General features: G+C 32.5%; 19 protein-coding genes. 15 read left to right on the top strand and 4 right to left on the bottom strand.

Annotation, left to right across the window (positions count from 1 at the left end; all coding sequences use genetic code 11):
* The 7 genes from ACQ654_RS17760 (at nucleotide 1) to ACQ654_RS17730 (ending at nucleotide 11166) form a co-directional block, all read left to right on the top strand.
* A complete protein-coding gene (locus ACQ654_RS17760; protein ID WP_430411688.1) occupies nucleotides 1–996 on the top strand; it encodes a hypothetical protein in 996 nt (331 codons plus the stop codon).
* 6 nt (nucleotides 997–1002) lie between these two features.
* Entirely contained in the window at nucleotides 1003–1365 is a 363-nt protein-coding gene (gene secG / locus ACQ654_RS17755) for a preprotein translocase subunit SecG (RefSeq protein ID WP_430411687.1), read from the top strand.
* A 151-nt stretch (nucleotides 1366–1516) separates the two neighbouring features.
* Entirely contained in the window at nucleotides 1517–1795 is a 279-nt protein-coding gene (locus ACQ654_RS17750; protein ID WP_298416673.1) for a co-chaperone GroES, read from the top strand.
* A gap of 97 nt (nucleotides 1796–1892) precedes the next feature.
* Entirely contained in the window at nucleotides 1893–3530 is a 1638-nt protein-coding gene (gene groL, locus ACQ654_RS17745; RefSeq protein WP_430411686.1) for a chaperonin GroEL, read from the top strand.
* 115 nt (nucleotides 3531–3645) lie between these two features.
* On the top strand, nucleotides 3646–6057 hold the full coding sequence (locus tag ACQ654_RS17740; RefSeq protein ID WP_430411685.1) for a hypothetical protein: 2412 nt from the start codon (nucleotides 3646–3648) through the stop codon (nucleotides 6055–6057).
* A gap of 133 nt (nucleotides 6058–6190) precedes the next feature.
* Nucleotides 6191–8677, top strand: a complete 2487-nt coding sequence (locus ACQ654_RS17735; protein WP_430411684.1) for a hypothetical protein — start codon at nucleotides 6191–6193, stop codon at nucleotides 8675–8677.
* A 125-nt stretch (nucleotides 8678–8802) separates the two neighbouring features.
* Nucleotides 8803–11166 carry a hypothetical protein gene (locus ACQ654_RS17730; protein WP_430411683.1) on the top strand — a complete coding sequence of 788 codons (2364 nt, stop codon included), beginning with the start codon at nucleotides 8803–8805 and terminating at the stop codon, nucleotides 11164–11166.
* 3 nt (nucleotides 11167–11169) lie between these two features.
* Here ACQ654_RS17730 and ACQ654_RS17725 read toward each other — a convergent pair whose 3' ends face one another.
* Together ACQ654_RS17725 and xrtF are read right to left on the bottom strand one after the other, a co-directional pair.
* The gene (locus tag ACQ654_RS17725) at nucleotides 11170–11610 is read right to left on the bottom strand and encodes an exosortase F system-associated membrane protein (RefSeq protein ID WP_430411682.1); all 441 of its coding nucleotides are present in this window, start codon (nucleotides 11608–11610) and stop codon (nucleotides 11170–11172) included.
* A gap of 8 nt (nucleotides 11611–11618) precedes the next feature.
* Nucleotides 11619–12146, bottom strand: a complete 528-nt coding sequence (gene xrtF, locus ACQ654_RS17720; RefSeq protein WP_430411681.1) for an exosortase family protein XrtF — start codon at nucleotides 12144–12146, stop codon at nucleotides 11619–11621.
* Between the two features lie 171 nt (nucleotides 12147–12317).
* On the opposite strand from xrtF, the gene ACQ654_RS17715 reads away from it, so the two are divergent.
* From ACQ654_RS17715 to rodA, 7 genes are all read left to right on the top strand, one after another.
* On the top strand, nucleotides 12318–12773 hold the full coding sequence (locus ACQ654_RS17715; RefSeq protein WP_430411680.1) for a GAF domain-containing protein: 456 nt from the start codon (nucleotides 12318–12320) through the stop codon (nucleotides 12771–12773).
* A gap of 287 nt (nucleotides 12774–13060) precedes the next feature.
* Nucleotides 13061–14593: a bifunctional phosphoribosylaminoimidazolecarboxamide formyltransferase/IMP cyclohydrolase gene (purH, locus tag ACQ654_RS17710; protein WP_430411679.1), complete on the top strand. Its 1533-nt coding sequence runs from the start codon at nucleotides 13061–13063 to the stop codon at nucleotides 14591–14593.
* 67 nt (nucleotides 14594–14660) lie between these two features.
* Nucleotides 14661–15689: a rod shape-determining protein gene (locus tag ACQ654_RS17705; RefSeq protein ID WP_430411678.1), complete on the top strand. Its 1029-nt coding sequence runs from the start codon at nucleotides 14661–14663 to the stop codon at nucleotides 15687–15689.
* A gap of 13 nt (nucleotides 15690–15702) precedes the next feature.
* Nucleotides 15703–16527, top strand: coding sequence for a rod shape-determining protein MreC (gene mreC / locus ACQ654_RS17700; RefSeq protein WP_430411677.1), 825 nt, complete (start codon nucleotides 15703–15705; stop codon nucleotides 16525–16527).
* 84 nt (nucleotides 16528–16611) lie between these two features.
* Nucleotides 16612–17034, top strand: a complete 423-nt coding sequence (locus ACQ654_RS17695) for a rod shape-determining protein MreD (RefSeq protein WP_430411676.1) — start codon at nucleotides 16612–16614, stop codon at nucleotides 17032–17034.
* Nucleotides 17031–18914, top strand: coding sequence for a penicillin-binding protein 2 (mrdA, locus tag ACQ654_RS17690; RefSeq protein ID WP_430411675.1), 1884 nt, complete (start codon nucleotides 17031–17033; stop codon nucleotides 18912–18914). The genes ACQ654_RS17695 and mrdA overlap by 4 nt, the downstream gene beginning before the upstream one ends.
* Nucleotides 18907–20199, top strand: coding sequence for a rod shape-determining protein RodA (gene rodA / locus ACQ654_RS17685; RefSeq protein WP_430411674.1), 1293 nt, complete (start codon nucleotides 18907–18909; stop codon nucleotides 20197–20199). The genes mrdA and rodA overlap by 8 nt, the downstream gene beginning before the upstream one ends.
* A 7-nt stretch (nucleotides 20200–20206) precedes the next feature.
* On the opposite strand, the gene ACQ654_RS17680 is transcribed toward rodA, so the two are convergent.
* On the bottom strand, nucleotides 20207–21130 hold the full coding sequence (locus tag ACQ654_RS17680; protein ID WP_430411673.1) for a S41 family peptidase: 924 nt from the start codon (nucleotides 21128–21130) through the stop codon (nucleotides 20207–20209).
* A 52-nt stretch (nucleotides 21131–21182) separates the two neighbouring features.
* Nucleotides 21183–21419 carry a hypothetical protein gene (locus tag ACQ654_RS17675; protein ID WP_430411672.1) on the bottom strand — a complete coding sequence of 79 codons (237 nt, stop codon included), beginning with the start codon at nucleotides 21417–21419 and terminating at the stop codon, nucleotides 21183–21185.
* Between the two features lie 284 nt (nucleotides 21420–21703).
* Between ACQ654_RS17675 and ACQ654_RS17670 the strand changes: the two genes are divergently transcribed.
* Nucleotides 21704–23266: a vitamin K epoxide reductase family protein gene (locus tag ACQ654_RS17670; protein WP_430411671.1), complete on the top strand. Its 1563-nt coding sequence runs from the start codon at nucleotides 21704–21706 to the stop codon at nucleotides 23264–23266.
* Nucleotides 23267–23414: the final 148 nt, after the last annotated feature.

Genomic DNA, 23414 nt, shown 5'->3' with positions numbered 1-23414 from the left:
ATGAACATTTCTGATTTTACATACATACTAAAAAATCCTGCGTACATTAATGCTTCGCAGACAGAAGCGATTGCTGCTATTACAAAAGAATTTCCATACTTTCAGGCGGCGCGCATTGTACACTTAAAAGGATTGAAAAATCAGGATAGTTTTAAGTACAATCAAAGTTTAAAAATAACGGCGGCGCACACAACAGATCGTAGTATTCTATTTGATTTTATTACGTCTGAATTATTTGAACAACATGAAATATCAAGTGCAATTCAAAAAGCACAAAGCAATCCAAATGCGGTTGATATTAATGAAATTTCTATTGATGTTGAAGAAGTAAAAGTTGATAAAAATCTTCGCATGGAAGATGCCATCAAAACAAAAATTCAAGAAGCAAATGCAATTCTTGATCCAGATTTATTTCTACCAAAAGTAGTTTCAACTCCTGTTATAGAAACAATTTCAGACACTCAAGAAGTTGTACAAGAAAAAACGATTGAAGAAGAAATTCCTGTTCAGGAAAAGCAAACTGAAATAGAAAAATCGCCAGAAGAAACTTTAAAACTTGGAAAACCATTACATTTTGAGAAAAAAGAAAAACATTCATTCTCAGAATGGTTACAACTTGCAAATTTTAAACCTATTGATCGTTCTAACGAGAAAGAAGTTGAAGAAAAAGCAATAAAACAAGCAGAAAGTGAGTCAAATCCCGCTGTAGCGGAAACAGAAAAAGATAAAAGATTTGATTTAATAGACAAGTTTATAGCAAAAAAACCGAAGATAAAACCGAAGCCAACACTTGAAAAAACGGTGAATCTTGCAAGTGCTTCAACCGTTGACCAGTCTATACTGATGACGGAAACTTTGGCGAAAGTTTATTTAGAACAAAAGAAATATAAAAAAGCAATTAAAGCTTATACTATTTTAATTTTGAAATATCCAGAAAAAAGTGGTTTCTTTGCAGACCAAATTCGAGCAATAAAAAAATTACAACAAAATAATTAGTACAAAATGAGTTCAACTTATTACATATTTATAATCTTAATCCTTATCGTAGCATTTTTATTAATGTTAGTAATAATGGTACAAAACCCAAAAGGTGGAGGATTATCTTCTTCTTTTGGTGGTGGTGGAAATCAGCAAATTGGTGGTGTTCAAAAAACAACCGATTTTCTTGATAAAAGTACATGGGCATTGGCAACAATCTTAATTGGATTAATTTTGGTAACCAACTTTACAAACTTAAGTAATGCCAATGCTAAATCGAAAGTTGCGGAAGATACCAACATAGTTCCAACAACGGAACAAACAACAACGCCTCCTGCAGACAACAATACAAACACAACAGACGAAAAAACTACTGACGGACAGTAATTTTTTTCATCATATCATATAAAAAAATGCCAGCTTATGACAAGCTGGCATTTTTTATTTCAATTTGTCAGTATTCGTACAATGGCACAGTTTCTGACTATTTTCTACACGTAAAAAATAACATAATTAATCAAATAAAATAATTAACAAAATGAGCAAAGTTAATATCAAACCACTAGCAGATAGAGTTTTGATTGCCCCATTACCGGCAGCGACACAAACTGCTTCAGGGCTTTATATTCCAGATTCAGCACAAGAAAAGCAACAACGTGGAACTGTTGTCGCAGTTGGATCAGGTAAAAAAGACGAACCAATGACGGTAAAAGTTGGTGATACGGTTCTTTATGGAAAGTTTTCTGGATCTGAAATCAAATATGAAGGAGCCGATTACATCATTATGAGAGAAGATGATATTTTAGCTATTATTTAATAAGCTATTGACTTCTAACAATCGTTATTATTTATAAAACAAAATAACTCTAGTCAATCACAAGCAAAATTGATTATTGACTAACAATTAAAAAGACATGGCAAAAGATATAAAATTTGATATTGAAGCACGCGACGGGCTAAAACGTGGTGTGGATGCATTGGCAAATGCAGTAAAAGTAACATTAGGACCAAAAGGAAGAAACGTAATTATTAGTAAATCATTTGGTGCGCCATCAGTAACAAAAGATGGTGTTACCGTAGCAAAAGAAATTGAGCTAGAAAACCCATTGGAAAACATGGGAGCACAAATGGTAAAAGAGGTTGCTTCTAGAACGAATGATTTAGCAGGAGATGGAACAACAACAGCAACAGTTTTAGCACAAGCTATCGTAAAAGAAGGTTTAAAAAACGTTGCGGCTGGTGCAAATCCGATGGATTTAAAAAGAGGAATTGACAAAGCAGTAACTGCCATTGTTGAAGACTTAAACAAACAAGCTAAAAAAGTTGGTGATTCTTCTGAAAAGATAAAACAAATTGCTTCTATATCTGCAAACAACGATGAAGTTGTTGGTGATTTAATTGCAAAAGCTTTTGGAAAAGTTGGAAAAGAAGGAGTTATAACTGTTGAAGAAGCAAAAGGAACAGATACTTATGTTGATGTTGTTGAAGGGATGCAGTTTGATAGAGGATATTTATCTCCATATTTTGTGACGAATTCTGAAAAGATGGAAGCAGAATTGGAAAGTCCTTACATCTTATTATTTGATAAGAAAATATCTTCAATGAAAGACTTAATGCCAGTTTTAGAGCCTGTTGCGCAAACTGGAAAGCCTTTATTAATTATTGCTGAAGATGTTGATGGAGAAGCGTTAGCTACTTTAGTAGTAAACAAACTAAGAGGCGCATTAAAAATTGCCGCTGTAAAAGCGCCAGGATTTGGTGACCGTAGAAAAGCAATGTTAGAAGATATCGCGATCTTAACTGGCGGAACTGTAATTTCTGAAGAAAGAGGTTTCACGTTAGAAAATGCGACAATTGATTTGTTAGGAACTGCTGAAAAAATCACTATTGACAAAGACAATACAACTGTTGTAAATGGTGCTGGAGATCCAGATATGATCAAAGCGCGTGTTGCTCAAATAAAAGCGCAAATTGAAGCTACAACTTCTGATTACGACAAAGAAAAACTACAAGAACGTTTGGCTAAATTAGCTGGTGGAGTTGCAGTTTTATACGTTGGAGCGCCATCTGAAGTGGAAATGAAAGAGAAAAAAGACAGAGTTGATGATGCATTACACGCTACAAGAGCCGCAGTTGAAGAAGGAATTGTTGCAGGTGGTGGAGTTGCTTTGGTAAGAGCAAAAGGTGTTTTAGAAAAAATTACTACAAATAACTTAGATGAAGTAACAGGAATCAAAATTATTGCACGTGCAATTGAAGAACCGTTACGTACAATTGTTTCCAACGCTGGTGGCGAAGGAAGTGTTGTTGTTTCTAAAGTAATGGAAGGTAAAAAAGACTTTGGTTACAATGCTAAAACAGATGAATATGTAGATATGCTAAAAGCAGGAATCATTGATCCTAAAAAAGTAACGCGTATTGCATTGGAAAATGCAGCATCTGTTTCAGGAATGATCTTAACTACCGAATGTGCATTAATTGACATTAAAGAAGAAGCTCCTGCAGGAGGCGGAATGCCACCAATGGGCGGAGGAATGCCAGGAATGATGTAATAATTCTTTACAAATACAATACAAACTCAAAACTCCGAAAAGCAATTTTTCGGAGTTTTTTGATATATTATGGTATTATTTTTGATGATCTTTTAGAACATTAAAACCAATTACTATGATTAAAAACTACACTTTACTATTCCTTTTCTTACTATCCTCTTTTGGCGTATTTGGTCAAAAAAATCAAAAAGTTGAAGATAATTATACTACGTATTTCAATCTTCCAAGAGAAACATTACATCTTCATTTAAACAAAACTACCTATTTATCTGGTGAAGAAATATGGTTTAAAGGATATGCCTATGACCAAAAAAATCAATTGACATCCAAAGCCACTACAAATTTCAATATTGGAATTTATGATGCCGATGGAAAAGAAGTTAAAAAAGCATTATTTAAGGGTGAAAATGGAGCTGCCAAAGGAAACTTCTTAATTGATTCTACTTTCGTTTCTGGAACCTACTATATAAAAGCATCAACCAACTGGATGAAAAACTTCAACGATGAAGGCGCATATATTCAGAAAATTGAGGTATCCGCAAATGATAATGCCAATAAAGATGTTAGTGAAACAGTTGATCCAAGCAACACTGAAAAACTAGTTACTATTGAAAAAACTGCACAAAACTCATATGATTTTCAGTTTTTACCAGAAGGTGGACATATTGTTTCAAACACTAAAAATAACATTGGCTTTAAAGTTACAAATGCTTATGGAAAAGGTGTTAAAGCTTCAGGAAGCATATACAATGAAAAAAATGAAGAAATCACAACCTTTAAAAGTAATGCGTTAGGTATTGGGAAGTTTTTATTTCAACCTAAATCTAATCAAAAATATACTTCAAAAATAACAATTGATTCAAGAGAAACGATTACGCAAGAGTTGCCAATGATAAAAAATCAAGGAATTTCTGTGATCATTAATAATTTATTTCCAGAAAAATTAATTGTAAAATTTAACACAAATACAGAAACGTTAAAGAAGATAGAGGGTTTAAATTACAAATTATTGATTCACCAAAGTGGCAAACTAAAAACAATCAATTTCACTTTTGACGAAGGAACTTCAAAAACAATTAGCATTCCCAAAACAAATATATTTAAAGGAGTAAATATCATTACATTATTTGATGAAAATGAACAACCTATTTTAGAACGTTTGTTTTTTAACGCACTCGCAATTAAAAAAACTGATATTGCAATATCGACTTTAAACACAATTAACGATACTATATTACTTTCTGCAAAACAATTCAATACAAATACAGAGACAAATATTAGCATTTCTATCTTGCCAGAAGAAACAGAAAGTTACTATCCTGATCACAGTATTATCTCCAGCTTTTTCTTAAAACCATATCTAAAAGGAACTATAGAAAATCCATCATATTATTTTACAAAACTAGATCGCAAACAACAGTACGAGCTTGATATTTTATTACTTACACAAGGTTGGAGTAAATACAGCTGGAATGATATTTTTAAAAATCATCCACAAAACAATCATGCTTTTGAAAATGGAATTACCATACGAGGAAAGGTAAATTTACCCGCTTCGGGCGTTGACAAGCTGTTTGTATATGCTACTAAAAATCATCCTGCACAGTTTATTGATTTAAATAAAGATCAATCATTTATCATTAAAAACTTATACTTAGAAGAAGACGAATCTATTCGTTTTTCATACTTAGATAAAAAAGGTGCTTTTAAAAAACCTGCTATGTATGTTGCTTTCAATATAACGAACAATCAAGAATCAATTGTTGGTTTAGAAAATGAAATCGCAACCAAACTGAATACTACTAATTTTACTATTTCAGAAGATTTCATTACACCTGATTATGAACAACTTAATGCAATCGTTATTGAAGTCAAAAAAGAAAAAGAAGATAAAGATAAACCAATTGTGCTTTTTGGAAAATATCAAAAAGTAACCATGGATACCTATACTCGATACCCGTTTGTAACAGATTACATAGAAAATAATGGCTATAGAGTTATTGAGGGTTTTGGAGATTTAACTATTCTAACACGAAATCCCTTTAGCTCTGGTGCCGCTTCACCTTTGATTGTATTTGATGGCGTTCCGTTAAGTAATGCAAATATTTTATATAAATTTTCGATGGCAAACGTAGAAAAAATTATCATCGACAAACTTGGCTCTGAATTTGGATCACGTGGCGCTGGTGGTGTAATCAAAGTTTATACAAGAACAACTCCACTTATTGATGAAGCGAACTATGAAACGCAACTATTTAACGAAAACACAGCTCCGTATGCTTTCAGTACAGCCAAAGAATTTTATACACCTAAATACAATAGTTATTCTAGTAACTTATTTAAAAAATATGGCGTAATCTCATGGATTCCAGAGGTTATCTTGAAAAAAGATGAAACTATTGTCATGAAAGTTCCAGACACAAAAACAAAATTTATCACATTATATATTGAAGGCATTACCAAAGAAGGATACTTAATTTCCCAGAAAAAAATTGTTGACTTTAGTAAACATAATCTAAGAAAGTAGACTCTATAAAAAAATTACTTATCATTCTCAAAACTCCAAAAAAGTAATTTTTCGGAGTTTTTGTTTTATTTAATATTTCCATATTTTTTCTGTGATATTTTTAATATCTTGAATGAAACTGATTATTATTAGCATGAAACGTACGTTACCACTACTCCCTTTTTTCGTTTTATTATTTTCCTTTTCTATGTTTTCTCAAACAGAAAATGCAGCCGAAAACAGTTATACCGAATATTTTAAGTTACCACGTGAAACAATTTTTCTACACTTAAATAAAACTACCTATTTATCTGGAGAAGAAATATGGTTTAAAGGATATGCCTATGACCAAAAAAATCAATTGACATCCAAAGCAACTACAAATTTCAATATTGGAATTTATGATGCTGATGGAAAAGAAGTTAAAAAAGCACTATTTAAAGGCGAAAACGGTGTTACCAAAGGAAATTTTGCCATTGACTCTACATTTGTTTCTGGAACATATTACATCAAAGCATCCACCAATTGGATGAAAAACTTCAACGATGATGGCGCATACATTCAAAAAATTAAAGTTTTTAAAGATAAAATTATAGCTGACAAAACTACAGTTTCCAACAATGAATACGATTTTCAGTTTCTCCCTGAAGGCGGACATATTGTTATGAATACTAAAAACAATGTTGGTTTTAAAGTGACAGATGCTAGCGGGAAAGGTGTTGTGGCAACAGGAAGCATTTTTAATGAAAATAATGAAGAAGTTGCTAAGTTTAAAAGTAATGCGTTAGGCCTTGGGAAGTTTTTATTTCAACCTAAATCCAATCAAAAATATACTTCAAAAATTACCTTGACTTCTGGCAAAACAATTGAACAAGCACTTCCAACGATTAAAAATCAAGGAATTGCAGTAATCATGAACAATCTTTTTCCTGACAAAGCAATCATTACACTACATACAAATGCTGAAACGTTGAAAAGATTTAGCAATGCGGAATATAAATTACTAATTCACCAAAGCGGAAAACTAAAAATAGTAAACTTCAAATTTGATGCAGGAGTTGTAAAAACCATTACAATTCCTAAAAAAGAATTATTCAAAGGAATTAATACCATAACGTTATTTGATGAAAACGAACAACCTATTCTGGAACGTTTGTTTTTTAATAATTCAATGTTAAAAAAAGCCTCCGTTTCTGTATCAAAACTAAAAACTGACATTGATTCTATTGTTTTATCTGTTAAAGAATTAAACCTACAAACAGACGCAAATATTAGCATTTCTATGTTGCCAGAAGAAACGGAAAGTTATGCACCAACACATACTATAATTTCAAGTTTCTATCTAAATCCATATCTAAAAGGAACTATTGAAAATCCTCAATATTATTTTGAAAAACAAGATCGGAAACGAGCGTATGAACTAGATATTCTATTACTTACACAAGGTTGGAGTAAATATAATTGGAATGCAGTTTTCAGAAAAACGCCAAAAAAATTATACGGTTTTGAAAACGGAATTATCGTTAATGGGAAAGTAAATTTTCCAACTTCAGGTATCGACAAATTGTTCTTATATGCTACTAAAAATCATCCTGCACAATTTATTCCATTAAACGAAGATCAATCGTTCAACATTAATAATTTCTATTTGGAAAAAGATGAAAAAATTCGTTTCTCATATGTTGACAAAAGTGGTGTATTCAAAAAGCCAAGTATGTATGTTACGTTTAGTATCACCAACAAAGAAGATAATCTTAGTGAGATAATTACTTCGAAAAAAATTGAAACTTCACATACAATCACAAGCAATTTTGATTTACCAGAAAAGTTTTTTCTCAAAGAATCTATCAAACTAGAAGCTGTTGTTCTTAAAACCAAGAAAAAAACAAAAGTAGAAGATGACCCTATTTCAATCAATGGTAAATTAAAAACCATTACACTAAAAGAATACCATCAATATCCGTTTATTACTGATTATATTCAAAACAACGGATACAGAGTTATTGAAGATTTCGGAGAAGTTTCGATTACAAAGCGGAATAGATTAAGTTTAGGAGAGACAGTCGCGTCGCAACCTAATGACGATGAATTATTTGGAAATACTACCACAACAAGTACCACTCCCACAAACACAACTTCAACCAATACTTCTAGTAAGAAGCTTGAAAAATTTAAAGATTATACTTCTCCATTAGTATTTCTTGATGATGTTCCTCTGAGAAATTTTAGCATTTTATACAACTATTCTATGGCGAATGTAGAGAAGATTTTAATTGACAAAAGCGGGTTTGGATATGGACTTCGTAGTGCTGGAGGTGTTATTAAAATTTACACACGGATGACTGCTTTAGTTGATGAAAATGACTCTGAAGAGGCTGTCTCTACTACAAGTATTGCTCCTTTTGCTTTTCAAAAAACAAAAGAATACTACGCACCAAAATATAGTTCGTACACAGACAATATATTCAAAAAGTTTGGCGTTATTTCTTGGATTCCAGAGCTAACGTTAACCAAAAATGAAACAACAAATTTTAAAATCTTTAACACACGTACAAAGCGCGTAACTGTTTTTATAGAAGGAATTACAAAAGATGGAGCTCTGATCTCTCAAAAACAAACTATAGATTTAAATTTGAAGTAACTAAAAGAAAACTAGCTAGACATTAAAATTCTAGCAGTTATTTTTCGGAGTTTTTGTTTTATTTAACATTTCCATATTTTTTTTGTGGTATTTTTAATATCTGAATTAAAACCGATCATTTTAGCATGAAGCGCATTTTACCATTACTACCACTTTTCCTCTTATTGTTTTCCTTTTCTATGTTTTCTCAAACTGAAAATGGAGCTGAAAACAGTTACACCGAATATTTTAAGTTACCACGTGAAACCATTTTTCTACATTTAAACAAAACTACTTTTTTGTCTGGAGAAGAAATATGGTTTAAAGGATATGCATACGATCAAAAAAATCAATTGATATCCAAAGCAACTACAAACTTCAATATTGGAATTTATGATGCCGATGGAAAAGAAGTTAAAAGAGCATTATTTAAAGGTGAAAATGGAGCTGCCAAAGGAAATTTGGCAATTGATTCTACATTTGTTTCTGGAACGTATTACATAAAAGCATCCACCAATTGGATGAAAAACTTCAACGATGATGGCGCATACATTCAAAAAATTAAAGTTTACGGAGATAAAATTGTAGCTACAAATGATGATGTAACAACTGAAAATATGTATGATTTTCAGTTTCTGCCAGAAGGTGGACATATTGTTATGAATACCAAAAACAATGTTGGTTTTAAAGTGACAGACGCTAGTGGAAAAGGTGTTGCGGCAACAGGAAGTATTTTTAATGAAAATAACGAAGAAGTTACCAAGTTTAAAAGTAATGCGTTAGGACTTGGAAAATTTTTATTTCAACCTGAATCCAATCAAAAGTATACTTCAAAAATCACCTTGGCTTCTGGGAAAATTATTGAGCAAGCACTTCCGCCAATTAAAAATCAAGGAATTGCAGTTACGATGAACAATCTTTTTCCTGATAAAGCAATCATTACACTACATACAAATGCTAAAACACTAGAAAGATTTAGCAATGCGAAATACAAATTACTAATTCACCAAAGTGGAAAACTGAAAATAGTAAATTTCAAATTTGATGCAGGAGTTGTAAAAACAATTACGATTCCAAAAAAAGATCTTTACAAAGGAATCAATACTATTACGTTGTTTGATGAAAACGAAAAACCTATTCTGGAACGCTTGTTTTTTAATAGTTCAATGCTAAAAGAAACTTCGGTTTCTGTGTCAAAACTGAAAACTGAAAATGATTCTATTCTATTGTCTGTGAAAGAATTAAACCTACAAACAGATGCAAACATTAGTATTTCTATGTTGCCAGAAGAAACAGAAAGCTACGCGCCAACGCATACTATAATTTCAAGTTTTTTATTAAAACCATATGTAAAAGGAATCATTGAAAATCCTGAATACTACTTTACCAAATTTGATAGAAAACGTGCTTATGAATTAGATATTTTGCTACTTACACAAGGTTGGAGTAAATACAATTGGAATACAATTTTTAACAATCCACCAAAACAATTACATCAGTTTGAAAGCGGAATTACAATTAAAGGAAAGGTAAATTCTCCAAAAACTGGAATTGACCGATTGTTTTTATATGCTACTAAAAATCACCAAGCACAATTCATCAATCTTAGTGACGATCAAACGTTTATACTTAGAAATTTCTATTTAGAAAAAGGAGAAAAAATTCGTTTTTCTTACTTAGATAATCGTGGTATTTTCAAAAAACCAGGCATGTATATCTCTTTCAGCATTACCAACAACAAAGATAATATCAGTGCTGAAATAGCAAGAGAAAAAATATTAGACACAAAATTTTTAGCACTAAATGCGGATCTTTCGAAAGACTTTTTCTATGAAAATTCTGTAGAGTTAGATGAAATTGTGTTAGAAGCCAAGAAAAAGGAAAAAGAGAGTGATCCTATTGCCGTGAATGGAAAGTTTAAAAAAGTTGATGAAGAAACGTACTTTCAATATCCTTTGGTTTCAGATTACATTCAAAACAATGGATATAGAGTTTTTGAAAGTAATGGAAACGTAACCATTACAACACGAAATAGATTGAGTATCGCAGGAGCAACACCGCCTTTGGTGTTTTTAGACGATGTTCCACTTAGTAACTTTAGTATTCTATACAACTATTCCATGGGAAATGTGGAGAAAATTTTAATTGATAAAAGCGGATTTGGATATGGAATTCGTGGTACAGGTGGCGTTATTAAAATTTACACACGTACAACAGCATTGTATCAAGATAAAGGAGATAGTGGTTCAATTTCAAATTCGAGCGTTGCACCGTTGGCTTTTGAAACAGCAAAAGAATATTATGCACCAAAATATAGTAGTTACACAAACAGTAGCTTCAAAAAATATGGAGTTGTGTCTTGGATTCCCGAAATTACACTTCCTAAAAACGAAACTGTTACATTCAAAATTTTCAATACACGAACAAAATATGTTACAGTATTTATAGAAGGTATTACAAAAGATGGTGATTTAATTTCTCAAAAACAGATTATTGATCTTGGAAAGTAATTGTTACACTTCTTCATTTTTAATTGTACGCTGATAGTAAAAAGCTGGCAACAAAATCAATACGAAAAGTGGTTGAATTAAAAAGCGACGAATATAAAACGTAAGCAAATAATCGGTTGCCAAATTGTGTTGAATGAAGTAAAAATACATCGCAACTAAAATCACGAAAGCTACAGCATACAAACCTGCGCACAGCTTTAGCACATGTTTATTTTGAAACGCCACATAAATAATTGCTAATGAAACAAGCATATTCAACGCATACCGAAATACATGATTTATAAAAAGTAACCAAGTATCGTACTCAGGAATATTGGCTTGTAAATAATCATGTTTAAAGAAATTTATAAACGGATCGTAAAAAAGTTCGTTTTCAAAAGCTCGTATCAGAATTAACATTCCGAAAAGAAAACCTGCAACAATATATTTCCAACTCTTTTTCATGAACACATCTACTTTTTCGAAAACTTTTTTACCCAAAACATCCACAACAAAAACACCATTCCGTAAATAATTGTTGGAAAAATAATATGGTGTAATATATATTCATATTCTGGAAAACGGTACAATCCAATTCCTAAAACAACAATCCGAAGTAAATTAGCTATATAAATACACACGCTTCCAGCGAGTGCAAATAAAAGTGTGTTTTTTAAATTTCCTGTAAAAGCAATCACAAACGTGATGAACAAAATCAATACACTAATCGAATTACAACCTTCAACAATACGCCCAACATACGCTTCATTTACAAGCAACTTCATCGTAGGTTCGGTTTCGTGTTGCACAACTGTTGTGCTATATCCGAAAGTATCAATAATAGCTTCCGTTTGATTGGCAACAATACGCGTAATATCATCTGGTTCGCCATCAAAATTTGACAAATACAAGCTATATACAAACGTTAAAACGATGTACACGACAAAGAATTTTAAAACAAATCCTAGTGCTGATTTATATCGGAGAATGCTTTCTAACACAATTCAAATTAAAGATGGAACTCCTACAAACTTACAGCAAAAGCCGTTGAAAATCTCACAATTTCCATAAATTTTGTTCGATTCACTTTGGAAGCAACTTTATTCGACAAATGGAGAAAGATTTTTATACTTTTTTCGACTATTTTTGCAAGCATTAAAAAATTAGCACACATGACATTTGCAACATATAAACCTCAAGTAACCGAAATTTTATCAAACGAAACACTTTCTGTAGACGATCGCATGACAAAAATCTGCGAACTCTTACAAGAAAATTTTGAGCATTATGATTGGGTTGGGTTTTACTTTAAAAACGGAGACAAACCCGAATTAAAACTACGAGCATTTGCTGGCGAACCAACCGATCATACCATTATTCCATTTGGAAAAGGAATTTGCGGACAAGTTGCCGTTTCTAGCGAAAACTTCTTGGTGCCAGATGTAAAAGCACAAGACAACTACATTGCGTGTAGCATTTATGTAAAAGCTGAAATTGTAATTCCACTTTTTGTAAATGGTGAAAATATTGGACAAATTGACATTGATTCGCACACACCAAATCCTTTTACCAAAGAAGACGAAGAGTTTTTGGAGTTTGTAAATGCGAAAGTTGCGGAAATTCTTTAAAAAAGTAGTGAGATATTAGTATTGAGAATTGAAATACTTTCATAAAATTCGCTGACTTATCATAAAAACGTCGTACTGAACTTGATTCAGCAGCTCAAATACAAAACTGACATTCACATTTTAAAAAATGTTCGTCAGTTTTTTTTATGGATGAATTTAATCATCAATTAAAACAATCGCATAAGAAGTGAAAATTCTCCAGTAATTATTTGAATAAGAGCGTGTTTTTTTAGTGTTAATTATTACTTTTGCAGCTTCACAACAACACAATTAACAACGTAACTCGAATGAATTCCCTAAAACAAGCAAAATCAGCTTTAATTTCGGTTTTTAGCAAAGATGGATTAGCTCCAATTGTAGAAAAACTACATGCACTAAATATTACAATTTATTCCACAGGTGGAACAGAAAAATTTATCAAAGAACTTGGTATTCCTGTCGTTCCGGTAGAAGATGTAACTTCGTATCCTTCTATTTTGGGCGGACGTGTAAAAACATTGCATCCAAAAGTATTTGGTGGAATCTTAAATCGTCAAAACAACGAAAGTGATGTTGCTGAATTAGCACAGTACGAAATTCCACAACTAGACATTGTCATTGTAGATTTATATCCGTTTGAAAAAACAGTTGCTTCAGGTGCTAGCGAACAAGATATCATTGAAAAAATTGATATCGGAGGAATTTCATTAATTAGAGCTGCGGCTAAAAACTTTGCAGATGTACTTTGTGTATCTTCTGTAAACGATTACGAAAACTTTTTAGACATCCTAACAGCGCAAGAAGGTTCTTTTTCTGTAGCTGATAGAAAAGCGTTTGCCGCGAAAGCATTCAACGTTTCTTCACACTATGATACTGCAATTTTTAACTACTTCAATCAAGATCATGAAATTCCTGCATTGAAAGTGAGTGAAACTAAAGGAAAAGTGTTGCGTTATGGAGAAAATCCACATCAAAAAGGATTCTTCTTTGGAAACTTTGACGATATGTTTGATAAGCTTCACGGGAAAGAATTAAGCTATAACAACTTATTAGATGTTGATGCCGCTGTAAACTTAATGAACGAGTTTACAAACGACGATCCAACATTTGCCATCTTAAAACATAACAATGCGTGTGGTTTTGCAACACGTGCAACTATTCACCAAGCGTATGTAGATGCATTGGCTGGTGATCCCGTTTCTGCGTTTGGAGGAATTCTAATTTCGAACACTAAAATTGACAAAGCGACGGCTACGGAAATTCACAAACTATTCTGTGAAGTGGTTATTGCTCCAGAATATGATACAGATGCTCTAGAAGTTTTAAAAGGAAAGAAAAACAGAATAATTCTAATTCAGAATGAAGTAGCTTTACCCGAAATGCAAGTACGCACCTGCTTAAATGGTATATTACTTCAGGATAAAGATGGAAAAACAGATACGTTAGAAGGATTAACGTACGCAACTGACACAAAACCAACAGACGAACAATTAGAAGACTTATTATTTGCTTCTAAATTATGTAAGCATACAAAATCAAACACAATCGTTTTAGTCAAAAACAAACAATTGTGTGCAAGTGGAACAGGACAAACGAGTAGAGTTGACGCATTAAATCAATCTATTGAAAAAGCAAAAAACTTCAAGTTTGATTTAAATGGAGCTGTCATGGCAAGTGATGCATTTTTCCCGTTTCCAGATTGCGTAGAAATAGCTGATAACGCTGGAATAAATGCCGTAATTCAGCCAGGCGGATCCATAAAAGATCAATTAAGTATCGATTATTGCAACGCAAATAATGTAGCAATGGTATTTACTGGCACAAGACACTTTAAACATTAAATTTTTCATACCTTTGTAAGTCACTACAAATGAATTACAAAACGTACTCAAACAGCAGATAAAACACATGGGATTTTTTGATTTCTTAACGGAGGAAATAGCAATAGATTTAGGAACCGCAAATACTTTGATTATTCACAATGATAAGGTTGTTGTAGATAGTCCATCTATTGTCGCCAGGGACAGAATATCTAATAAAATTATTGCCGTCGGACAGGAAGCTGCTCGTATGCAAGGAAAAACTCATGAAAACATCAAAACGATTCGTCCATTGAAAGATGGAGTAATTGCCGATTTTGATGCATCTGAAAAGATGATCAGTATGTTTATAAAAAATATTCCTGCACTTAAAAAGAAACTTTTTCCGCCTTCTCTTCGTATGGTTATTTGTATTCCATCAGGAATTACAGAAGTAGAAATGCGAGCGGTAAAAGAATCGGCGGAACGTGTAAACGGAAAAGAAGTATACTTAATACACGAGCCAATGGCCGCGGCCATTGGTATTGGTGTAGATATCATGCAACCAAAAGGAAACATGATTGTTGATATCGGAGGTGGAACTACTGAAATTGCCGTAATTGCTTTAGGTGGAATTGTCTGTGACAAATCTGTAAAAGTTGCTGGTGATGTATTTACCAACGATATTGTGTACTACATGCGTACACAACACAACTTGTATGTTGGAGAACGTACAGCTGAAAAAATTAAGATTCAAATTGGAGCGGCAACGGAAGACTTAGAAGTTCCGCCAGAAGAAATGTCGGTTCAAGGACGTGATTTGCTAACAGGAAAACCAAAGCAAGTTCAGATTACCTATCGTGAAGTTGCCAAAGCCTTAGACAAATCTATTTTACGTATTGAAGACGCAGTAATGGAAACGTTGTCACAAACACCTCCAGAATTAGCGGCTGATATTTACAATACAGGAATTTATCTTGCCGGTGGTGGATCTATGTTGCGCGGACTAGACAAACGTTTGTCTCAAAAAACAGATCTACCTGTATATATTGCCGAAGATCCATTGCGTGCCGTTGTACGTGGAACAGGAATTACCCTGAAAAACTTAAGTAAATTCAAAAGCGTATTGATTAAATAAGCACCTATAGTACATGCAACAGATTCTTAATTTTCTGATAAAGAATAAAAACTTTATTCTCTTTATGCTGTTGCTGTTTATTTCGCTTGTTTTTACGATTCAATCACATTCATACCATAAAAGTAAATTTATCAACTCAGCCAATTGGTTTACAGGAGGAATTTACGAAAAAGCAAATGGTGTTTCCTCTTATTTTTCGCTCAAATCAGAAAATGAAAAACTAGTTGAAGAAAATCGTAGGTTAAAAGCGTTATTGTACAGTAAAAAAGACAGCTTAGACACTATTCAGTTTATAGATAGTACTTCGTTTGCAACCGATTATTTATTTCATGCTGGAAAAATTATTAAAAACAGCTATTCAAAGTTTGATAATATAATTTTGATCAACAAAGGAAGTTCTGACAGCATCAAAACAAATATGGGCGTTATTACACCTAACGGAATTATTGGTGTTGTAGATAGAGTCGGCGGAAGTCATGCTACCGTAATTAGTATTTTAAATTCGGCTTCAAGTATAAACGCACAACTAAAAAACAATGATAATTATTACGGTTCTTTATCATGGAATGGAGAAAATCCAAACATTGTACAGTTAGGTGATGTAGAAAAACTTGCGACTTTTGACGTAAATGACACAGTCACTACAGGCGGATATTCCACGTTGTTTCCTAAAGGTATTCCAATTGGTACTGTAAAAGATTTTAAGTTAGATACAAAAGAAAATTTGTATGTTATAAATGTACAATTGTTCAATGATATGACAAATTTAGAAAACATCTATGTCATTGAAAATTTACACAGAGAAGAAATAGATAATTTATTAGCACCTAAAAATTAAATGAGTTCCGTTGTTTTTTGGAATATAGTTCGGTTTGTTATAGCCGTTTTGGTACAAGTTTTAATTTGTAACCATATTGACTTCATGGGCTATATTAACCCAATGGTGTATATTTACTTTATCTTATTATTTCCTTTCAATTCCAATAAAAGTTTATTTCTTGTTGTAGCATTTTTATTAGGCTTATCCGTAGATATGTTCTCTGATTCTGGAGGCGCACATGCCGCCGCTTGCGTCATTATTGCGTACATACGACCTTTTGTATTGCGCTTTGCGTTTGGAATAAGTTACGAGCATCAATCTATTAAATTAGAAAACACCGCCTTTGGACAACGAATGGTATATATTATCATACTTACCTTAGTGCATCACTTCTTTGTATTTTTATTAGAAATATTTAACATATCAAATATACTTCTCGTATTGAGAAACACGTTATTCTTTGGTATCTTTACCATACTGATCATCACATTATCAATAACCTTTTTTAGTCGAAAAAATTCATGAGGAAGCTTTTGTTATACCTTGTTGTTATTTCTGTTGGAGTAATCTATACAGGGAGACTTTCGTATTTACAATTGTTAAACGACAATATAGTTGCTACAGATATTACAAATGACAGCGCTATAAAAATGGTGTACGATTATCCACAACGTGGTTATGTGTATGATAGAAACGGTGTTTTGCTTGTCGCGAATCAACCTTCGTATGATGTAATGGTGATTCCACGTGAAGTAAAAGAATTTGATATTCCAGAATTTTGCAAATTACTTAAAATCACGGAAGAAGATTACGAGAAAAAGTTAGCCAAAGCTAAAAAACGTTCTTGGAGAATTCCGTCAGTATTCGTAGCGCAAATGGCAAAAAGCGAATACGCGTTTCTTCAAGAAAAAATGCATCGATTTAAAGGTTTCTACATTCAAAAACGTTCTATTCGTAATTATCAAACTGCCGTTGGAGCTAATGTTTTAGGTTCAATTGGAGAAGTAAACAATACTGATTTAAAGAAAAATCCTTACTACCAATCAGGTGAATTGATCGGTAAAACAGGAATTGAAAAATCGTATGAAAACGAATTACGTGGAGTAAAAGGCGTACAATACATTCAAAAAGATATTCATAACAAAGTACTTGGCTCATACGAAAACGGACGTCACGATACGCTTGCAGTAAACGGAAAAGACATTCAAATTACCATTGATAGTAAATTGCAAGAATATGGAGAACAGCTAATGATTAATAAACGCGGCGGAATTGTTGCTATTGAACCTTCATCAGGAGAAATACTAGCGTTAGTTACTGCACCAAGTTACAATCCTAACTTATTAGTTGGTCGTAAACGTTCTAAAAATTACACCAAATTACATTACGATTCTATCAATAAACCATTATACGATAGAGGTTTACTAGCAATGTACCCACCAGGTTCACCTTTTAAAACCTTAAATGCGTTGGTTGCGTTGCAAGAAGAAGTAATTACTCCACAAACTACATATACATGTCATCATGGATATGTTTACGGACGTAGCGGGCGAAAAATGGGTTGCCATTGCGGAAGTGGAAAACGAAATGTAATTAATGGTGTTGCCAAATCATGCAACGCTTTTTTTGCAAACGCATACAGACAAACTATTAGTAAATATGCAACACCACGCGAAGGAATGAACGTTTGGGGAAATCATATCAAAAGTTTTGGCTTAGGTGATTATTTTGATAATGATTTATCGACAGGACGAACAGGTAGAATTCCAACTGGTGAATACTACACAAACACGTATTTCAAACACAATAAGTGGCATGTTTTAAATACAATTTCAAATGCTATTGGACAAGGACAAGTAGAAATGACTCCAATTCAGTTAGCACATATGACCGCTACCATTGCAAATAGAGGACATTATTTTACACCTCACATCATCAAGTCAATTGATGAAAAGCCTATAAATAATGATCACTTCACAAAACCAAAACAAACCACAATTACACCAGCACATTTTGAACCAGTAATTCAAGGAATGCATGATGTATTTAGTATGAAAAAAGGTGGAACAGCTCGTTTTTTAAATGTGCCAGGTATTGAAATATGTGGAAAAACAGGAACCGCAGAAAACTTTGCTATTGTTGAAGGTGAAAGAAAACAACTAACCGATCATTCTATATTTGTAGCATTTGCACCAAAAGACAATCCTAAAATTGCTATTGCAGTATTTGTTGAAAATGGATATTACGGTGCGCGTTGGGCAGGAAAGATATCTAGTTTAATGATTGAAAAGTACTTGAATGGTGAAATTACCTTGAAAGCAATGGAAAAACTAGTATTAGAAAAGAGTTTAGAAGAAGAATATGCAAAGCCTTTAAGCGGGAAACCTTTTACCATTAATGAGTAGAGAAGTAAAATTTATAAAAAAAATTGATTGGCTTTCCATCCTCCTCTACTTTTTGTTAGTTGGAATTGGCTGGATTAATATTTACTCAGCTTCCGTTACAAATGCTTCTACAGGTTTTCTTGATATGAGCGAACTCTACGGAAAACAGCTAGTATTCATCATCACGAGTATCATACTTATTATTTTAATTCTTTCCATAGAAGCCAAATTCTATGAACGGTTTTCCAGTATTATTTACATTATTGGCTTACTAGCTTTAATGGGCGTTGTCGTCTTTGGTAAAAACATAAATGGTGCAACTTCTTGGTATGCTATTGGAAGTTTCACTTTACAACCATCTGAATTTGCGAAAGCAGCAACCGTATTAGCATTGGCAAAGTTTTTGAGTGATATTCAAACGAATATCAACAACTTCAAACACCAATTAATTTCATTTGCTATCATACTTGCACCACCAGTACTCATTATGCTACAACCTGATGCCGGAAGTGCCATGGTATATATGGCATTCTTTTTTGTATTGTATCGCGAAGGCTTACCAGCTATTTATTTAGGGATTGGTTTTATGTTGGTTTTACTATTTATCATCACACTGAAATTAGGATATCTCATCACAATTATTGCTACGTTAATTATTGGGCTAGCATGTATTTTTATATTCTTTCGAAAGAAATTAAAACGACAACGCCACACATCTTTAGCTATTACTTCATTAGTTACAGCTATTATGTTTATTCTTGCTGTAAACTATATCTTTTACAATGTATTTCAACAACACCATCGTGATCGTTTTACACTTGTTTTAGGGTTAGAAAAAGACCCTGTAAAGCTTGAACAGATGCGAAAAACGTTTGGTTTCAACACCAATCAATCTGAAATTGCTATTGGTTCAGGAGGATTTTTTGGTAAAGGTTGGCTTAAAGGGACTCGTACACGTGGAGACTTTGTCCCAGAACAAGATACCGATTACATCTTTACAACTGTTGGTGAAGAATGGGGTTTTATAGGAAGCTTTGTTGTTATCTTTCTCTTTGTAACACTACTATTGCGGATTCTCAGCAGAGCCGAACAACAAAAGAATAAATTCAGTCGTGTATATGGTTATAGTGTCGCCGCCATATTATTTTTCCACTTTGCTATTAATATAGGAATGGTGATAGGATTGTTTCCAACGGTTGGCATTCCACTACCTTTCTTTAGTTATGGTGGTTCTGGACTTTGGGGATTTACTATTTTACTATTTATCTTCATTAAGCTTGACGCGAATCGTATTAATGAGTGGTAAGAAGTAACTAAAACTCATTATTCATCCATATAAGTGCTTCTTCTAATGGTTTATTAGAACTTATATCTGGTTGAATTTTTTTACCAAATATATTTTTATTTCTATCAGCAAACACAGACGTTGTTAACACTAATAAGCTTCCATCTTTTAAATGAAAAACTGAATTACTTGTTGTTAATCCACATGTCTCAGTTCCAATAATCTTAACATTAGGTCTACTCATAAATGAGATAACGACTGCTTCCGCAGAACTACACGTTTTATTGCTAACTAAAATAGCAATAGCTTTTTTCTTTGTCTTAAGCTGATATGGTTTAGCAAATTTCAATCGAGTCTTATTACCTTCTAATACTTTACCATTTTCCAAGGACCAACTCAACGTATCTTTTTTTTGTATAAAATATCCTGCTACACCTTCTTCTAATAATGGTGATAATCCTAACAACATAGGCCACATATTACCTCCAGTATTGCCTCTTAAATCAATAATCCAATTTTGAACATTTGAATCATCTAATAATGTAATCTTCTCAATAATTCTTTTTGAAAATTGAATAGACAAACGACCATTACCAGAAAATGATGGTATATTAATATATCCAATATTATTTTCTATAAGCTTATGATTGATTGCAATAGCTCTATTATTATTATTAGCAATATTATTTTTTTTCGAAGGTGATATAAAAGTACTATGATTATCTCCTAACTGTTTTAATACATCTTTTATAATTTCATGTATATCTTCTGTGCTTTCTTTATCTTCTAGCGTTTCATATGCCTTTGTTTTGATTTTCTCCCAATCTATACCTGACACTACTATAGAATTAGATTCTATTATCTCCAGCGCCTCCGTTAAATATACCTTATTAGAATCATTCGTACAATTAACAAATAGAAAAGAGAGAAATATGATAATGTAGTTTTTCATTGAAAGAAAATATAAAGACTATTCTTGCTATAAGCAAAAATAGTCTTATCGTTTAAAAAATCACTACTACAGTAGGATTTGTTGTATCACACTGATTAGAATGACCATCAGTATCGTTGGATGTAACAGGACAGTTACCTGTTGGGCAAGCAAAATCAGTACACACTTCACTATTGTATGGACATTGCCAATAGTATTCAGACCATCGCACTCCACCTTTAAGGTTATTTAATTGTGGGTTAGCAATTACTTTTTTGTTTAAAAATAGTTTCAATTTTTGTTTTTTCATAATAATTTTTTTTAAAGTTAATGATATAAATTGTATAACAAACTTTATACCAAATAGACTTTATCTGATGTATTATCTTACTTTTTATTTTTAAATACAACTAACCATAACATTACAACTATTAATCAAAGACTTCTAATATCTATTACATTTGCCATTTTATAAATCGAACAGCCTTAACTCTTAAAAACAGCTATTCATACAACATACATCAAAAATACTTTCTATCTTTAGCTAACGATAACAAAATTTTAATTTCCCCTACCAAAATTGAAATCAATTAGATGGAACATATTATACTTTCTTTATTAAGAACCAACGGCTATTTAGGTGTAGATAGCGAACGTCTTAACTTGCAATTATTATCACATCCTGAATACCCAAGTTTAAAATCAATTACAGATACACTCGATTATTTTGAAATTGAAAATCTAGCCGCAACTGTACCAAAAGAAGCATTGCCTGAAATGCCAACGTCCTTTTTAGCATTGGTAAATTCTGAAAATGGTGATGATGTTGTTTTAGTGGAAAAGAAACGCGGTATGGTTCAAATGTCTAAGTCTGATGATACCAAGGAAAAACTGACTGAAGAAACATTTACTGAGCGTTGGACAGGAACTATAATTGCTGTTGAAGAGGTTGAAAAAGTAGTAGATACACAATCTATCAAAGCGGCACTTCCATATTTTGTGGTTGCCGTTGTGGCTTCTGTAAATGTGATGTTTAATTTTAGTTTGACATATTTATTATATACTTCTCTTACGTTAGTAGGTTTGTATATTAGTGTATTAATTATCAGAGAAGATTTAGGCATAAAAAGCAAAGCTGTAGCTAAAGTTTGTGGTGCTATTTCTAAAAATAGCGATTGTGGCGACGTAATTACCACAAAAGGAAACTTACTCTTTGGGTTTATTGCATTGAGTGATGCTTCATTTGTCTTTTTTGCCGCATTATTTTTAATATTATCATCTATAGGATTTCAGCAAACTACATTATTTGGATTGTCTTTAGTAGGAATTCCAATAGTATTATACGCTATTTACAGACAAGGCATTGTACTTAAAAAATGGTGTGCTTTATGTTTACTAATTGCAGGAATCTTGGTATTACAAACAGGATTATTAGCAAGTACATTTTCATACAATTGGGTACTAAACTGGGTATATATTGCCAAAGCCGCTGGGATTTTCGGATTAATCTACATTGCATGGAATTACTGTAAAGCCTATTGGGAAAGTCATGAAAAACTAGGAAACACCGAACGTGATTTCTTAAAGTTTAAACGAAATCCAGAATTGTTTAAAAAGATGTTGCAAGAGCAATCTGTTATAAATCCAGATGTAATTCCGAAACCATTGCGTGTTGTTTTTGGAAATCCAAATGGCGCCATACAACTTCAAGGTGTTACAAATCCGCTATGTGGCTATTGTACGGCGGCTTTTGAATCGTATGACAAGTTACTTAGTACATACGGAGATGATATTCGTTTAGAAATTATTTTTAATGTACCTAAGAATGCTGAAAATAAGAGTACTAAAATTGCCGCACGATTGGTTGATTTATATTTAGAAAATCCTAGAAAATCATATACCGCTTTAAAAAATTGGTTTGCCAATAGAGATATTGACGAATGGCATAAAAACTTCGGATTTTCAGAAAACACACTAGTTTCACAAGTACTTGATGCACATAACGAATGGTCAAATATTAATGATGTTCATTATACGCCAGCTAGTATTTTAAATAATAATTTCTTCCCGAAAACATATGAAATTAAAGATTTACCGTTATTTATTCAGGATATAATTTTAGAAACGCAACAAGATTCTGAAGAAAGTGACTCGTAAGTTAAAGTACTTAAATTGAAGATTTTTAAGTTAGAATCATGTCAGATCAGGTGAAACTCAGAAAGAATTTTGTATCGCGATCTTGCAATTTACGCATACGCCGAAAGCCCTGTAAACACTAGGTATTGAAAGAACTTAAATTTTGTCA

Source organism: Kordia sp. (assembly GCF_965283645.1).
GTDB lineage: Bacteria > Bacteroidota > Bacteroidia > Flavobacteriales > Flavobacteriaceae > Kordia.
The sequence above is the reverse complement of the archived record's forward strand: the minus strand, read 5'-3'. Positions and strand labels throughout refer to the sequence as shown.

What these genes read in the sequence shown, in the direction of transcription:
- ACQ654_RS17730 (WP_430411683.1), top strand. Translation starts at nt 8,803, where the DNA reads ATGAAGCGCATTTTACCATTACTACCACTTTTCCTCTTATTGTTTTCC.
- groL (WP_430411686.1), top strand. Translation starts at nt 1,893, where the DNA reads ATGGCAAAAGATATAAAATTTGATATTGAAGCACGCGACGGGCTAAAA.
- ACQ654_RS17695 (WP_430411676.1), top strand. Translation starts at nt 16,612, where the DNA reads ATGGGCTATATTAACCCAATGGTGTATATTTACTTTATCTTATTATTT.
- ACQ654_RS17740 (WP_430411685.1), top strand. Translation starts at nt 3,646, where the DNA reads ATGATTAAAAACTACACTTTACTATTCCTTTTCTTACTATCCTCTTTT.
- ACQ654_RS17670 (WP_430411671.1), top strand. Translation starts at nt 21,704, where the DNA reads ATGGAACATATTATACTTTCTTTATTAAGAACCAACGGCTATTTAGGT.
- ACQ654_RS17680 (WP_430411673.1), bottom strand. Translation starts at nt 21,130, where the DNA reads ATGAAAAACTACATTATCATATTTCTCTCTTTTCTATTTGTTAATTGT.
- ACQ654_RS17705 (WP_430411678.1), top strand. Translation starts at nt 14,661, where the DNA reads ATGGGATTTTTTGATTTCTTAACGGAGGAAATAGCAATAGATTTAGGA.
- mrdA (WP_430411675.1), top strand. Translation starts at nt 17,031, where the DNA reads ATGAGGAAGCTTTTGTTATACCTTGTTGTTATTTCTGTTGGAGTAATC.
- ACQ654_RS17760 (WP_430411688.1), top strand. Translation starts at nt 1, where the DNA reads ATGAACATTTCTGATTTTACATACATACTAAAAAATCCTGCGTACATT.
- ACQ654_RS17675 (WP_430411672.1), bottom strand. Translation starts at nt 21,419, where the DNA reads ATGAAAAAACAAAAATTGAAACTATTTTTAAACAAAAAAGTAATTGCT.
- secG (WP_430411687.1), top strand. Translation starts at nt 1,003, where the DNA reads ATGAGTTCAACTTATTACATATTTATAATCTTAATCCTTATCGTAGCA.
- mreC (WP_430411677.1), top strand. Translation starts at nt 15,703, where the DNA reads ATGCAACAGATTCTTAATTTTCTGATAAAGAATAAAAACTTTATTCTC.
- ACQ654_RS17750 (WP_298416673.1), top strand. Translation starts at nt 1,517, where the DNA reads ATGAGCAAAGTTAATATCAAACCACTAGCAGATAGAGTTTTGATTGCC.
- ACQ654_RS17725 (WP_430411682.1), bottom strand. Translation starts at nt 11,610, where the DNA reads ATGAAAAAGAGTTGGAAATATATTGTTGCAGGTTTTCTTTTCGGAATG.
- rodA (WP_430411674.1), top strand. Translation starts at nt 18,907, where the DNA reads ATGAGTAGAGAAGTAAAATTTATAAAAAAAATTGATTGGCTTTCCATC.
- purH (WP_430411679.1), top strand. Translation starts at nt 13,061, where the DNA reads ATGAATTCCCTAAAACAAGCAAAATCAGCTTTAATTTCGGTTTTTAGC.
- ACQ654_RS17715 (WP_430411680.1), top strand. Translation starts at nt 12,318, where the DNA reads ATGACATTTGCAACATATAAACCTCAAGTAACCGAAATTTTATCAAAC.
- ACQ654_RS17735 (WP_430411684.1), top strand. Translation starts at nt 6,191, where the DNA reads ATGAAACGTACGTTACCACTACTCCCTTTTTTCGTTTTATTATTTTCC.